General features: G+C 60.3%; 13 protein-coding genes and 1 pseudogene. 8 read left to right on the top strand and 6 right to left on the bottom strand.

Annotation, left to right across the window (positions count from 1 at the left end):
- Window positions 1–39: 39 nt before the first annotated feature.
- A complete protein-coding gene (locus AC07V9_RS01580; RefSeq protein WP_495013936.1) occupies window positions 40–663 on the bottom strand; it encodes a hypothetical protein in 624 nt (207 codons plus the stop codon).
- Window positions 664–778: 115 nt separating this feature from the next.
- Window positions 779–1,921, bottom strand: coding sequence for an OpgC domain-containing protein (locus AC07V9_RS01575; RefSeq protein ID WP_495013935.1), 1,143 nt, complete (start codon window positions 1,919–1,921; stop codon window positions 779–781).
- A 292-nt stretch (window positions 1,922–2,213) separates the two neighbouring features.
- Here AC07V9_RS01575 and AC07V9_RS01570 point away from each other — a divergent pair, with 292 nt between their 5' ends.
- Genes AC07V9_RS01570 through AC07V9_RS01560 form a run of 3 tightly spaced genes read left to right on the top strand, consistent with a single transcriptional unit; the run spans window position 2,214 to window position 5,099 of the window.
- Entirely contained in the window at window positions 2,214–2,585 is a 372-nt protein-coding gene (locus tag AC07V9_RS01570; RefSeq protein WP_495013934.1) for a GtrA family protein, read from the top strand.
- The gene (locus tag AC07V9_RS01565) at window positions 2,582–3,520 is read left to right on the top strand and encodes a glycosyltransferase family 2 protein (protein ID WP_495013933.1); all 939 of its coding nucleotides are present in this window, start codon (window positions 2,582–2,584) and stop codon (window positions 3,518–3,520) included. Before AC07V9_RS01570 ends, AC07V9_RS01565 begins: the two co-directional genes overlap by 4 nt.
- Window positions 3,513–5,099, top strand: a complete 1,587-nt coding sequence (locus tag AC07V9_RS01560) for a glycosyltransferase family 39 protein (protein ID WP_495013932.1) — start codon at window positions 3,513–3,515, stop codon at window positions 5,097–5,099. The genes AC07V9_RS01565 and AC07V9_RS01560 overlap by 8 nt, the downstream gene beginning before the upstream one ends.
- Before the next feature lie 6 nt (window positions 5,100–5,105).
- On the opposite strand, the gene AC07V9_RS01555 is transcribed toward AC07V9_RS01560, so the two are convergent.
- Entirely contained in the window at window positions 5,106–6,716 is a 1,611-nt protein-coding gene (locus tag AC07V9_RS01555) for an FMN-binding glutamate synthase family protein (RefSeq protein ID WP_495013931.1), read from the bottom strand.
- Between the two features lie 77 nt (window positions 6,717–6,793).
- Window positions 6,794–7,606, bottom strand: coding sequence for a helix-turn-helix transcriptional regulator (locus AC07V9_RS01550; protein WP_495013930.1), 813 nt, complete (start codon window positions 7,604–7,606; stop codon window positions 6,794–6,796).
- Window positions 7,607–7,755: 149 nt separating this feature from the next.
- Between AC07V9_RS01550 and AC07V9_RS01545 the strand changes: the two genes are divergently transcribed.
- Both AC07V9_RS01545 and AC07V9_RS01540 read left to right on the top strand, forming a co-directional pair.
- The gene (locus AC07V9_RS01545; RefSeq protein ID WP_495013929.1) at window positions 7,756–8,580 is read left to right on the top strand and encodes a carbon-nitrogen hydrolase family protein; all 825 of its coding nucleotides are present in this window, start codon (window positions 7,756–7,758) and stop codon (window positions 8,578–8,580) included.
- A 118-nt stretch (window positions 8,581–8,698) separates the two neighbouring features.
- Window positions 8,699–10,024, top strand: coding sequence for an APC family permease (locus tag AC07V9_RS01540; RefSeq protein ID WP_495013928.1), 1,326 nt, complete (start codon window positions 8,699–8,701; stop codon window positions 10,022–10,024).
- Between the two features lie 82 nt (window positions 10,025–10,106).
- Here the strand turns inward: AC07V9_RS01540 and AC07V9_RS01535 are convergent, their stop codons facing one another.
- Window positions 10,107–10,472 carry a hypothetical protein gene (locus tag AC07V9_RS01535; protein WP_495013927.1) on the bottom strand — a complete coding sequence of 122 codons (366 nt, stop codon included), beginning with the start codon at window positions 10,470–10,472 and terminating at the stop codon, window positions 10,107–10,109.
- A 258-nt stretch (window positions 10,473–10,730) separates the two neighbouring features.
- Between AC07V9_RS01535 and ddlA the strand changes: the two genes are divergently transcribed.
- Together ddlA and AC07V9_RS01525 are read left to right on the top strand one after the other, a co-directional pair.
- Entirely contained in the window at window positions 10,731–11,822 is a 1,092-nt protein-coding gene (ddlA, locus tag AC07V9_RS01530) for a D-alanine--D-alanine ligase (protein WP_495013926.1), read from the top strand.
- Entirely contained in the window at window positions 11,819–12,223 is a 405-nt protein-coding gene (locus tag AC07V9_RS01525; protein WP_495013925.1) for an NUDIX hydrolase, read from the top strand. The genes ddlA and AC07V9_RS01525 overlap by 4 nt, the downstream gene beginning before the upstream one ends.
- Window positions 12,224–12,367: 144 nt before the next feature.
- Here the strand turns inward: AC07V9_RS01525 and metR are convergent, their stop codons facing one another.
- A complete protein-coding gene (gene metR / locus AC07V9_RS01520) occupies window positions 12,368–13,285 on the bottom strand; it encodes a transcriptional regulator MetR (protein WP_495013924.1) in 918 nt (305 codons plus the stop codon).
- A gap of 106 nt (window positions 13,286–13,391) precedes the next feature.
- On the opposite strand from metR, the pseudogene AC07V9_RS01515 reads away from it, so the two are divergent.
- Window positions 13,392–14,126, top strand: a pseudogene (locus AC07V9_RS01515) (hypothetical protein); the annotation flags it as partial.
- Window positions 14,127–14,386: the final 260 nt, after the last annotated feature.

The raw sequence follows: 14,386 nt of genomic DNA, 5'->3' as shown, positions 1-14,386 counted from the left end.
ATCGACCCTGGCTGGAAATCCGGCCAGGGTCGAGCGGCGTCAGGCTTGCTCTGAAATTCGCGAGGTGCGTGGGCCGGAACGTACTAGAATTTGTTCCTGGAGCGTCTTGTTTGCGTCTTCACTTTTTAATAATTTCAGGAAATCCAGTCGAACATGGTCACTGTTCGAAAGTTTGGAATGTGTTCCGTTTTCGCGGTTGGAACCATACTGTATGAGCGTTTTGGCGATTTCCTGCAGCGAAATTGCGTTGGCTGTCAGTCCCTCGTGAAGATTCATTTGTTCTGTCAGATAGCTACGCTCTTCTGAAGATAAAATATTGTCTGGGTCTAAAACTTCAAGACCTCCCCGGTCATTGATGGTAAAGCTGAAATTTTTATTTGCGAGTTCCGGGCGGGTGTTCCTAAGCTTGTCGATGAACGCTTCATAGTGGGTCTTCATGATCTCTAGAGAGATATGAGCATCCATCTTCTTGAAGGATATATATTCTTCCAACGAATCAATGCATTCCAGTCCGGGCTCGGTAAGCCAGGGTTTTTCACCAAGAAGGGCGTTGATTTCGCTATTGGCAGGTTTCGCGTGCTCAACCGCCTGCGCGACAGGCGGCTTGGCGGGTACCTGATGCAGTTTGGTCGGATATGCTTGGTTTACGGCGCTGATGTCCACTTTAGTTTCCTCACTGGTTTATCCCTACCTTCCGCATAACGGCCGCATGCGAAAAAGCTTTGCCTGATAAATCAGTAGGAAATTTCCGAAGTTTCCGCTTAGTGATAACCCGTTCTCAAACTGGCGCCACCCGCGGCGCTTTCGGGCTGCCCAGACGCTTGTTCAGCTCCAGCCAGTTGGACAACAGCAGCATCAGCCCTAAGCCCAGCAGGGCGGTGATCACGCGCATCTGCCAGACGTCGCCTGCCAAAGCATTGACCCCGTCGGCCAATGGTGCGAGGAGAACGCCCAGGCAGAAGATTTCCAGCGAATAGCGGCCCATGCGGCAGGTCTGCTGTGCAGGCCAGTTGTCGAGCCAGGCGTGGGAGGTGGGGAGCAGTTTGGCGACGACGTAGACCAGCGCCACGAAGTGCAGCAGGCGCAGGGGCGAGAGGTCGGTCTTGCTGATCGGATAGATCAGGTCGGTAAACGCCTTGGGCAGCAATGCGTCGTGAACGGCCGGGAATTTCCACAAGAAGGTGATGGTGCCGGCGATCACCATGTACACCGCTGCGATCAGGAACAGCGGCTGCTGCCAGAGCGGTCGAGGAGGTGCCTTATGTACCGCCGGCCGCTGGGTGTACATGGCGAACGCGCCGCCGAGCACGAAGATCAGCTGCCAGGCCACCGGGTTGAAGTACCAGTAGCCGCCGCCTTCGTAGGCGCGCAGGTTCCAGCCGAACAGGGGCACCATCAGGTACAGCGAAATCGACAGACCCACCGCAACGGCGGCGTTTCGCAGCATGATCGGCAGGATCAATGGCAGCGCGCCCATCAGCAGGATGTACAGCGGCAGCGGGTCGGTCAGGTTGGGTTTGAATCGCAGCAACAACTCGTCCGCCAGGGCCTGTTGCGGGTTGCCGACAAAATATTCGAGGCCCATCTCGCGCACCATATCGCGGGTGTCGACGTGATTGTTGGCGACGAAAACGATGCCCATGAGCAGGGTAAGCAGAAAAATGTGCGCGACATACAGCACCCACGTGCGACGCAGGATCCGCAGGCAGGCGACGATATAGCCATCGCGCTGGGCCACGCGACCGTAGGCCAGCACAGCGGCATAACCGGCCAGGAAGACAAAGACTTCCGCAGCGTCGCTGAAGCCGAAGTTGCGCAGTGTCAGCTGCGCGAATGGGTTTTCCGGTACGTGATCCCAAAAAATGAAGATCAGCGCCAAGCCTCGAAAAAAGTCGATTCGATGGTCGCGTCCGTTCGTCATGACGGTGAGCTCTGAAAGTCTGTTTAAAGAAGAGGGCCGGACTCAGCCTTGGTTCAACGTTAGCAGTCGAGGCTGATCGGCGGCGCGCAGGGTGGCGGTTTTGCGGGGTAATTGCAAAGGTTGGATATTACAGAATGTCTCCAATTGTGACCGAATTATGATGGCGGCGGGGCGCCGACAGCCGGTACGCGTGCAGCGCAAAAATCGGGCTTCACTGTATTCAAAGGAGGTCTTGATCCGGCGCCAGGCCGGGGCAGCAGTGGCCGTGCGGTTGATGACAAGGAATGTGATCATGTCGATACGACGTCACTTCGCCCGCTATTGCGCGGTGGGCGTGGCCAATACGGCCATTCATGGGTTGGTTTTCTTCGCCCTCCACTCATTGTGGGGCGCCTCGCAGGCCAGCAGTAACCTGGCCGGGTTCATGGCGGCGGTGACGCTGTCGTTCTGCCTCAACGCGCATTTCACCTTCGACAGCTATCGCTCGTGGCGACGTTACTGCGCGTACGTCGGCTTGATGGGTTGCGTCAGCTTGGGCGTCGGCGCCATCGGTGACGCTCTGGCTTGGTCCCCTGTCGCGACCCTGATAGGGTTTTGCGCCTTCAGTCTGGTGATCGGGTTTGTGCTTTCCCGGTACGTGGTGTTCGCGGGGTGGCTATCGTGAAGGTCTCTTTGGTCGCGCCGCTCTACAACGAGGAACAGGCCGTCGAGTCGTTCTACCAAGCGATTCGGCAGGCCCCCGGCCTGCAAGCCTGGGTCATCGAGATCGTCCTGGTGGACGATGGCAGCCAGGACGGCACCAATCGCATTGCCCGCCAGATCGCGAGCGCTGATCGCCATGTGGTGCTGCTTACGCTGTCGCGAAACTTTGGCAAGGAGGCGGCGCTGTTGGCCGGGTTGGAGTACGCCACGGGGGATGCTGTGATTCCGGTGGACGTCGACCTTCAGGACCCTGTCGAAGTCATCGCGCAACTGATCGAGGCGTGGCGCGATGGCGCTGAAGTCGTGCTGGCCAGACGTCGCCATCGCCGCGCCGACAGCTTCTTCAAACGTCTCTCGGCGGGGCTGTTCTACAAGGTCCTGCGGCGGATTTCGGCAACTCGGATCGATGAAAATGTCGGCGATTTTCGCCTGCTCGATCGCAAGGTCGTGGAGGTGATCAAGGGCATGCCCGAGCAGCAGATGTTCATGAAAGGCATGCTGTCGTGGGCAGGGTTCGACACTGTCACTGTCGAATACGACCGCGCCCCCAGAGCCGCAGGCAAGAGCAAGTTCAGCCCCTGGAAACTGTGGAATCTGGCGCTGGACGGCATCACCTCGTTCAGCACGGTGCCGCTGCGTGTGTGGACCTACATCGGCGCCGCGCTGTCGCTCTGCACCCTGGCTTATGCGCTGTACCTGATCCTCGACTACAGCCTCAATGGCAACCCCGTCCCCGGTTATTCCTCGCTGATGGTATCGGTCCTGTTTCTGGGTGGAACGCAGCTGATCGGCATCGGCATCCTGGGCGAATACATCGGCAGGATTTACCTGGAGAGCAAGCACAGGCCGCGTTATGTGGTCAAGCATGTGGTCAGGCATGGAGAGCGCAATGAGTGACGTCTTTGCTTCGCGGCCCGCTTTATCAGCACGTTTTCGAGAGCTGAGCGTGTGGGGCACGATTCTGGTCGTCGCGGCCGCCGTGCGCCTTTACCATCTGGACGAGGCCGCCTTTTGGTACGACGAGGCGTTCAGCTGGGTGATGAGTACGCACTCGCCGGGCAAGGCCTGGGCGGTTTCAGTCAGTGATGTGCATCCGCCGCTGTACTATTTCGTGCTCAAGGGCTGGGTCGCGCTGTTTGGCGACAGCCTGCCGTCCATGCGTGGCCTGAGTGTGTTTGCCAGTGTGCTGGCAGTGGGGCTGGGTATGTGGCTGACCCGCACGTTGTCTACCCGACGTGCTGCCTGCTTCGCCGCGATCCTGCTGGTGTTGCTGCCGATCGCTGTTCGTTACAGTCATGAAGTGCGCATGTACGCGCTGTTGAGTGTGTGGATGACAGGGGCCACCCTGGCGTTGGTGCACTGGATAAAGACCCCATCGCGACAGGGTGCTCTCGCGGCCTATGGGGTGTTGATCACCGCTGGCCTGTACACCCATTACTTCACCATGTTCGGGGTCATGGCCCATTGGCTGTTCTTGCTGGTGTCGCGCCACCCGGCCAGTGACGGCGGCCCTCGTCTTATCCTGCGTCCGGCTTGGTGGATCGCCAACCTGACAGCGGCCATGCTGTTTCTGCCCTGGCTACCGGTATTCGTTGCGCAGCTCGGCCAGTCCAGCAATCTGGGATGGATCAAGCCTGTCACGCTTGCCTCGATTCCCTATGTGTTCTGGCAGTACCTGACGCTGGACGATGGCGCTGAACTTGTCGCAGTCGTTCGCTGGGCGTTGCTGCTGGCCATCGCGGTGATCTGCGTCTGGTGCGTCAAGCGCGACAGGCAGCCCCAACGCCTGAGTCTGTTGCTGGTGGTCTATCTGTGGGCGCCTTTGTTAGTGGTATTTCTGGTGTCGTTGCAGTTTCCGCTGTTCGTCGCCCGTTACTTTCTATTTTCTGCGCTGGCGTTGCCGATGCTGTTGGGGATCGCTCTGGACGTGCTGGCTCGTAATCATCGCAGGCTGGCTGTGCTGGCCTTGATGGCTTTGATCGCGTGTGAGGTGCTGGGCCTGCGCAATCTGTACGGTGAGTACGACACCACCAACGCCGATGGCCGCAAGACCCGAGAGCGCATCCACCTGATCGCTGAGCTGATCGAGAGTCGCTATCAGCCCGGCGATCAGGTGATCGTGTTGAATTACTTCTGGTATCCGAGTCTTGTCTACTACGGTACCGGCCCCGCCAAACCCTTGCTGTACGCGCCGGTCGCGCGCGATGGCGAGGCAGGGTGTCGGGTGTACTGCCGGTTCAATGCGCCTTATGGTGTCGAGCAGGACGACTTCTACATTCAGCGTCTGGATCGTCTGCCCTTCGGGACCTTGCGCGTCTGGCTGGTGGATGGTGTCGATGCCACCGACTACCAGTTGTCGCTTCCGTGCGATTGGCGGCAGGTGGACAGTCTCACCCGAGGCGACAACCGTCTGCGGCTGTATGCCGTTGGCGTCGAGCCGGCTAGCGAGAATCCCAGTCGATGCTCGACGCCGTGAGCGGCGTCAGATCTCGTTCGGCTCGAAGCTGTCGGCACGCGCCATGCGCCACATGCGCGAGTAGAAGCTGTCGTCGACAATGCCGTTGAGCAACTGGCCCGGTTGCAGGAAGACGTGGGACTGGGAGAACAGTTTCACTTCCGTGGGCGACTGGCGGCGCACCAGGTGTCTGGCTTCCAGCTGCATCGGGGAGTCCAGGCCAGCAGCGGCGATCATTTCTGCCAAGGCGTGCAGCGTGCTGCGATGGAAGTTGTACACGCGCTGGGCTTTATCGGGCACGACCAGAGCGCGCTGGCGCAGCGGGTCCTGGGTGGCGACGCCGGTGGGGCATTTGTTGGTGTGGCAGCTCTGGGACTGAATGCAGCCGATGGCGAACATAAAGCCTCGCGCGGAGTTGGCCCAGTCTGCGCCGATGGCCAGGACGCTGGCGATGTCGAAGGCGCTGACGATCTTGCCGCTGGCGCCGATCTTGATCTGGTCGCGCAGGTTCAGGCCCACCAGCGTGTTGTGCACGAACAACAGGCCTTCGCGCATGGGCAGACCCATGTGGTCGGTGAATTCCACGGGCGCTGCGCCTGTGCCGCCTTCGGCGCCGTCGACAACGATGAAGTCCGGCAGCATGCCGGTTTCCATCATGGCCTTGGCGATGCCCATGAACTCCCAGGGGTGACCCAGGCAGAACTTGAAGCCCACCGGCTTGCCCCCCGACAGCTCTCGCAGCTGGGCGATGAACTGCATCATTTCCGTCGGGGTGGAAAACGCGCTGTGACGCGACGGCGAGATGCAGTCTTCGCCCATGGGAATGCCGCGGGTGTCGGCGATTTCCCGGGTGACCTTGTGCTTGGGCAGGATGCCGCCGTGGCCGGGTTTGGCGCCCTGGCTCATCTTGATTTCGATCATCCGCACCTGCGGGTCCTGGGCCTGCCGTGCGAATTTTTCTGGATCAAAACGACCGTCCTGGGTGCGACAGCCGAAATAGCCGCTGCCCAGCTCCCAGGTCAGGTCGCCGCCGTTTTCGCGGTGGTAGGCGCTGATGCTGCCTTCGCCGGTGTCGTGGGCGAAGTTGCCCAGTTTGGCACCTTTGTTCAGTGCCCGAATGGCGTTGGCGCTGAGCGAGCCGAAGCTCATGGCCGAGATGTTGAAGATCGACGCGGAGTACGGCTGGGTGCACTGCGGGCCGCCCACGGTGACGCGGAACAGATTCGGGTCGGACAGCGGCGCGGGGCGCATAGAGTGGCTGATGAACTCGAAGCCGGTCTGGTACACGTCGATCAGTGTGCCGAAGGGCTTGTCGGCTGTTTCGTTCTTGGCGCGGGCATACACCAGTGAGCGCTGGGCGCGGGAGAAGGGCAGGGCGTCGCTGTCGGATTCGAGCAGGTACTGGCGGATTTCCGGGCGAATGGTTTCTACGGCATAGCGGATGTTGCCCAGAATCGGGTAGTTGCGGCGCACCGAGTGCGGCACCTGGATCAGGTCGAAAATACCGATCAGGCTGAGTATCGCGGTGGCCAGGGTGAACGGCCAAAGCCACTCGTGGTGCAGGAACGGAAGGCTCAGAAGGGTGAACAGCACACAGCCGACAAAAAAGGCGTAACGGCTGAGAAGGGACAGGCTCATAGGCGATCCTTTAGGTCTTTACACGGTTGAATGGGTAGCGCTGTGCCGCGCCTTTTTTCGGCAAGACTTGTCGGGTCTCAAGCGCTCTGCGCCTGAAGGAAAATCGAAAACAGCTCGGACTGCGATTTGATCCCCAGTTTGCTGTAGATGTGTTTCTTGTGTACGCGCACGGTCTCGGCAGAAATCTCCAGTTTGCGCGCGATTTCCTTGCTGGAGCAGCCGCTGAGCATCAGCCGACCCACATCCAGCTCCCGGGCCGTCAATTGAGCACCGCGGCTTTGCTGCACCGAGGCCTCAAGCTGGGTGCGCCAGTCATTGAGCGGCGGTTGAGCGGCTACCGGTTCATGCTCGGCCGCAGGCTCGGCCAGCTCGAAGGGCAGACGCTGGCGCAGCAGCGCGGTCACCCACGGCTGGATCAGCGACAGCAAGGCGATCTGTTCGGCGCTGAAACGTGTGGTCGAGCCCAGCGACAGGCAAAGGGTGCGGTCGTTGTCGAGCTGGCAATTGAATTGGATTTCATCGGCGACGACATTCAGACGAAAGTATCGCTGGTAATACTCGGTCAGCTCGAAGTGCTCCGGCGCAACTTCCGCCAGGCGATACAAGCCGCTCTGCGAGCGCTCGCGGCTGGCGATATAGAAGGGGTCGAGCAGGTAAAGGCCCTTGAGGTAGTCCTGGAACAGCTGGTCGGGGCTGCCGTCTTCGCCGGGGGATTCGGCGAACACCAGCGGGCGCTGGCCAGAACTGAATTGCAGCACCACCCAGCTATCGAAACTGACGTACTGATTGAGCAGGCGCACCAGTTGGGCCCAGAAATTCGGCCGGTCCAGCGCTTCGATCAATTGCGCGACCGAGCGATGCCAGGCGATGTCCTGAAGTGCGATTGTCATTGATCTACCCCTAATGGGTTACTACAGCTGCGTAATACCCCGTTACACGTGCTGATGCGCATACTGCCCGCAGAGCCAAGGGTCAGGCCAGTACTTTGTGTGCTGATCGGCTACGCGGCTCATGTTTCAAAAAACGATAAGGAAAACCCATGAAGGTCGAATTCGCCCAATTGACGGGCCAGGACAATGGCACGAGCCATAACCTGAAACGTGCGCTGAATGCGATTGCCGCCTGCGCCAGCGACACCGCGCTGATCGTGTTCCCGGAAACTCACCTGATGGGCTTTCCTTCCAGTGACACCGTTGCCGATGTTTCCGAAGCGCTGGACGGCCCGACCGTTCAGGCCGTGCAGCAGGCCGCACGCGCGCGCAATGTGTCGGTGGTGATCGGCATGGCCGAAAACGACAATGGCCGCTTCTACAACACCACGCTGCTGATCACCCCTGAAGGCATCGCCCTGCGTTATCGCAAGACCCACCTGTGGGCCTCGGACCGGGGTGTGTTCTCGGCTGGCGACCGTTACTCGACGTGCCTGTGGAACGGCGTGCGGGTCGGCATGCTGATCTGCTACGACATCGAATTCCCCGAGTCGGCCCGGGCCTTGGCGCAACTGGGCGCCGAGCTGATCATCGTCACCAACGGCAATATGGACCCTTACGGCCCCACCCATCGCACCGCGATCATGGCTCGCGCCCAGGAAAACCAAGCGTTCGCGCTGATGGTCAACCGCGTGGGCGAAGGCGACGGCAACCTGGTGTTCGCCGGCGGCAGTGCGTTGGTCGACCCGTTCGGCACCTTGCTTCAGGAAGCCGGGCGCGAAGAATGCCAGTTCAGCGCCGAGCTGGACCTGACCCAGCTTGAAGCGGCGCGTCGCGATTATCGCTACCTGGACGACCAACGCCTGCGTCTGCCGGGCGAAGTGATCGAGCATGCCGATGGCGTGCGTGAGTTGTTGATCCCCCAAAACCAATAAAGCAGTGCCTGCCGGGCGTCGTTGCAGCGAGCGCCCGGCAGTTTCCAATTAAAAGAAACGCCTTTGTTCTGCCGAACTTTTCTCTGCCATAAAACCTATAAATTCGGAGTAGTCGCTCATGGCTCGTTTGCAACGCACCCTTTCGTTAGGGTCGGTGGTGCTGTTTGGCATCGCCTACATGACCCCCATCATCGTGCTCGGGACCTTCGGCATCCTTGCACAGTCCACCGGCGGCATGGTCCCGGCATCCTATCTGGCGGCTCTGGTGGCGATGTTCTTCACCGCCATGAGCTACGGTCGCATGGCCTCGGCGTTTCCGGTGGCAGGTTCGGCCTACAGCTACGTGCGCAAGGCGATCAGCCCCAAGCTGGGATTCATTGCCGGTTGGGCTGTGTTGCTCGATTACCTGTTCCTGCCGATGGCTATCTGGCTGATTGGTGCGGCGTACTTGGGTTCGGCGTTTCCGTCGGTGCCTCAGCCAGTGTGGGTATTGGCATTCATCGTCGTCACCAGTCTGATCAACATCGTTGGCCTGAAGCTGGCCAACGCCGTCAACGCCTTGCTGATGATCGTGCAATTTCTGGTGCTGGGTGCCTTCGTTGCGCTGTGCATCCACTACATCGGCGGTGACGCGAGCAAGCCGCTGTGGACTCTGACGCCGTTCTTCAACGGTGACATGCAGATGCCGCTGATCATGAGCGGCGCGGCGATTGCCTGTTACTCGTTTCTAGGCTTCGATGCAGTCAGCACCTTGACTGAAGAGACCAAGGACCCGCGTCGCACCATTCCAAAGGCAATCATGCTGATCACCCTGATTGGTGGTTTGATCTTCGTCGGCGTGTCGTACTTCGTGCAGCTGGCGCACCCTTCGGCGCAGTTCGAGAACGTCGATTCGGCAGCCTATGAAATCGCCCGCAACATTGGTGGCGATGTGTTCGTGACCCTCTTCCTCATCGGCCTGATCGTCGGTCAGTTCGCCTCGGGCCTGTCGGCTCAGGCCAGCGGTTCACGTCTGCTTTATGCGATGGGCCGTGATGGCGTGCTGCCCAAGTCGTTCTTTGCAGCCCTGAGCGAGCGCTTCGGCACCCCGGTCAACAGCATTTTGCTGTGCGCGGTGGTGGCCTTGCTGGCGCTGAAACTGGACGTAACCACCTCCACCTCATTCATCAATTTCGGCGCGTTCCTGGCGTTCAGCCTGGTCAACCTGTCGGTGATCTTCCATTACTGGATCGGTGGCGAGAAACGCGGCCTGCGCGAGCTGGTGCTGTTTCTGATCTGCCCGCTGATCGGCCTGGTGGCTGACCTGTGGCTGATGATCAGCCTGGACAAACTGGCGATCATCCTGGGCCTGAGCTGGCTGGTGCTGGGCTGCGTGTACCTGGCCTGGTTGACCGGCGGTTTCAGGCGCCAGCCGCCTGAGATGGACTTTCAAGAGGCGACCTGACGCTTGAATGGGGGCGCGCTGCGAGGGCGCGTCCCTTTGCCTGAGCGGCCCTCCCTTCGGTGGTGAGGATTTTGCGCCAACGTTATCGAGGGTCCAGCAGGGGCTTGCGCGCCTGGATCTCGGTGATCATCTGGAAAATCTCTTCCTGACCTTCCTCATTGCTGCTGCGGATCTGCTGCAGCACGTTGCGCTCCCTGGGCGACAAGGCAATGTAACCCCACTGGCAGGCCTGCAGCTCGAACGCCTCATCGCCGTTCACCGGGCGCGCGTTGTCGGCTGCATCGTTCAGGGCTTCAATCAGCGGCTCAAGCTTCTCGGCCAATACCTCGCTGTCGACAGGGCCTTCGCTGCCATTCACGAAACGCTCCAGATAATTCAGCGCGCTTCGGGCATCGACCAGCCGCATGTGGCCGGGGATGGACAGTTCATAGCGATCGATCAAGTGCATTGCACAACCTCCTGGTGGTGACGGTTCATTCCGTTCCCGACGGGCATCGGGGTGGGGCTTTTGACAACGGCGCGCACGTTAGCGGCACTGGTGGCCTGGGCAAAGATTTAAGTTGTAACTGTTACAAAAAAGTCGATGCCGACTTGTCAGATTTTTTGTCCGTTCACCCTGCATTCTGTCCATCGGACGCCCTTGGGACTGGACTAACGGCGCAAATTGCTTTTGACTCTGCGACCTGAAATCCAGGAGCCTCCCCCTTTGAAAAAGTCAGTCGCCATCGTTTTCGGTGGGCAATCCTCCGAGCATGAAGTGTCGTTGCAATCGGCGCGCAACGTGATCAATGCGATTGATCGCAACAACTACTACGTCACCCTGATCGGCATCGACAAGCAGGGCCACTGGCTGCGTTTCGACGAGCGCGATTACCTGCAGAACGCCACCGATCCTGCGCACATCAAGCTCAGCGAGTCGGGGCGCCTGCTGTCGCTGCTGCCGGGCGCCAAGGGCCCGCAGTTCATGGAAGTGCAAACCGGTCTGGATGTCCCGCGCATCGATGTGGTGTTCCCGCTGATTCACGGCAGCACCGGCGAAGACGGCGCGCTGCAAGGCCTGTTGCGCCTGCTCGACATCCCGTGCGTGGGCCCGGATGTGCTGGGGTCGGCGGTGTGCATGGACAAGGACGTGACCAAGCGCCTGTTGCGCGATGCCGGTATTGCCGTGGCGCCGTTCGCGGTGTTGCATCGCGGTGAATCGGTGGATTTCGTCAGCGTCTCGGCGCAACTGGGCCTGCCGCTGTTCGTCAAACCGGCCAGCCAGGGTTCGTCGGTGGGCGTGAGCAAGGTCACCGATGAGGCCAGCTACGCGGTTGCGATCAAACTGGCGTTCGAGTACGACAACAAAGTGCTGCTCGAGCAGGGCATCGTCGGCCGTGAAGTGGAGTGCGCCGTGTTGGGCAACCACGAGCCGCAGGTCAGCGTGTGCGGCGAAGTGGTCGCCAACGACGAGTTCTACGCCTACGACACCAAATACCTCAACGACGGCCAGGCACGCATCGCCATTCCGGCCGATCTGCCGACCGATCTGAGTGACCAAGTGCGCGAGGTTGCGCTGCAGGCCTATCGGGTACTGGGTTGCGCGGGGCTGTCGCGGGTGGACTTCTTCGTCACCGAGGCTCGGGAAATCATCATCAACGAGGTCAATACCCTGCCGGGGTTCACCTCTATCAGCATGTACCCGAAACTCTGGCAGGCCACAGGTCTTGGCTATCCGGAGCTGATTGATCGTCTGATCGGCCTGGCCCTTGAGCGCGCCGACGAAAACCGCGCGCTGAAAACCGAGGTGGTGTTGTGAAAGTCATCCGCATTGCCGCAGCGCTGTTGATCGGGGCCGATGGCCGGACCCTGCTGGTACGCAAGCGCGGCACTCAGGCGTTCATGCAGCCCGGTGGCAAGATCGACGCGGGTGAAACCGCTGCCGTTGCGTTGGTTCGCGAGCTGCACGAAGAGTTGGGCTTGGTTGTCACAGCAGGGCACGCACAGTTTCTCGGCGAATTTTCAGCCGTGGCAGCCAATGAGCCGGGATTTGAAGTGAACTGCCAGTTGTACCGACTTGACATCGATCAAGATGTGGTGCCCGCGGCAGAGATTGAGGAGATCGTCTGGGTGGATGCCGGAGACCTCGACCATTTGCATCTGGCGCCACTGACGCGGGACTCGATCCTGCCGTTGTATCGCGCGCTTCAGATCGCTTGATCCTGTCTGGATCTCACGGCTGATCAACCTGTGGGAGCGAATTCATTCGCGATACGAAGGTACATCCGATGGAGATTTATCGGCTGTACTGCCCTCTCGCGAATGAATTCGCTCCCACAGTTTAGATGCGTGCATGGCAGGGCTTCACCGCACCGCGCTAACCCCATCGAGCGTCGAAAACGACGTGTCCTTCGCCGTCAGCAGGAAATCGCGCATATACGGCGCATCCAGCATGTCCGCGCGAATCGCCGCATACAGTGTGGCGAACAGGCCTTTCTCACCCAGCCGCTTGGCCTTCACATAGCCCCGTGAGCTGTATTCATGCAGCGCCCAGTGCGGCATCCCACACACGCCGCGGCCGCTGGCCACAAGCTGCATCATCATTACTGTCAGCTCCGAGGTGCGAACCTGTGCGGGCTCGATGTCGGCGGGCTCCAGGAACCGCGTGAAGATATCCAGTCGATCACGCTCCACCGGGTAGGTGATCAGGGTTTCGCTGGCCAGATCCTCCGGCAGCACGAACGGCTTGCCCGCCAGCGGGTGCTGGTTGGCGACCGCGAGCATGGCTTCGTAGGTGAACAGCGGCACGTAGGTAATGCCCGGCAGATCCACCGGGTCGGAGGTCACCACCAGATCCAGGTCACCACGGGCCAGCGCCGGCAGGGGGGCGAAGGCGAAACCGGACGCCAGGTCCAACTCCACCTCCGGCCACGCATCACGGAACTGATCGATGGTCGGCATCAGCCACTGGAAGCAGCTGTGACATTCGATCGCCATGTGCAGACGCCCCGCGACGCCCCCGGCCAGACGCGAGATGTCACGTTCGGCGTTGCGCAGTTGCGGCAGCACCGAATCGGCCAGCTGCAGCAAACGCAGCCCGGCGCTGGTGAAGCGCACGGGTTTGGTCTTGCGCACAAACAGCGGCATGCCCATGCGCTCTTCCAGTTCCTTGAACTGGTGGGACAGGGCGGATTGGGTCAGGTGCAGCCGGTCAGCGGCGTCGACCAGACTGTCCGCCTCGCGCAGGGCATGCAGGGTTTTCAGATGGCGTATCTCAAGCACCGGAGCGCTCCATGAATAAATTTTGTGATCAACACGAAAACAATGAGTTTGTCTCATGTCGGGGTCAGTGTCGACAATGGCGCCATATTTTGTAGGAGACCTCATCATGGCTTTGGCCCAGAACCTCGGATTTGCGCGCATCGGCGCTGATCGTGAATTGAAGAAAGCCCTCGAAGCCTGTTGGCAGGGCGATACCACAAACGGCTTCACGGCCCCAGCATTCACTCAGGATCAGCGCTTGCAACTGAGCTGGGAACAGCTGTTCGACGATGTGAAGCAAGCCCGCGCGCTGGGGCATCAGGTTCAGCCAGTGATCATCGGCCCGCTCACCTACCTGTGGCTGGGCAAGGCCTTGGGCGACAGCTTCGACAAGCTTGAACTGCTCGACCGGCTGCTGCCGATCTACGGAGAGCTGCTCGGGCGTCTGGCCGAGCAGGGCGTTGAGTGGGTGCAGATCGATGAGCCGATCCTGAGCCTGGAGCTGCCACAGGGCTGGAAAAACGCCTTCGAGCGCGCCTACCACAGCCTGCAATACTCGCCGCTGAAAAAGCTGATCGCGACCTACTTCGGCGGCCTGGGCGCCAACCTCGGTCTGGCGGTGTCTCTGCCGGTGCACGGCCTGCACGTCGAGCTGCTGAGCGCGCCCGAGCAAGTGCCGACGCTGCTTGACCGCCTGCCAACCTACAAGGTGCTGTCGTTGGAGGGGGTCAATGATCGCACCGTCCAAGGCTGTACTCGGGAGGCGGCGAACGAGCTGCTTCGCGAAGCGCAACTGCGGTTTGGCGAGAACCTGTGGGTCGAGGGTTCGGGCTCATTGCTGCACAGCCCGATCAGCCTGAACGCCGCGTAAACACCGGTTGGCATCCGCACATTCTCTTCCGAATGCAGTTGAATCCCGGTGGGAGTGAATTCATTCGCGAAACGAAGGTACATCCGAAGGGGATTCATCGGCTGTACTGCCCTCTCGCGAATGAATTCGCTCCCACAGAAATCCCCGGTCGCTGCGAAGTGCAAGGCCAGACCTGGATTCAACTGTGGGAGCGAATTTATTCGCGAGACTTTGGTACAGGCGACAGAAATGTGGCGAATGTACCGACCAAT

The sequence above is a fragment of the Pseudomonas sp. GW821-FHT02A11 genome (assembly GCF_059421985.1).
The sequence above is the reverse complement of the archived record's forward strand: the minus strand, read 5'-3'. Positions and strand labels throughout refer to the sequence as shown.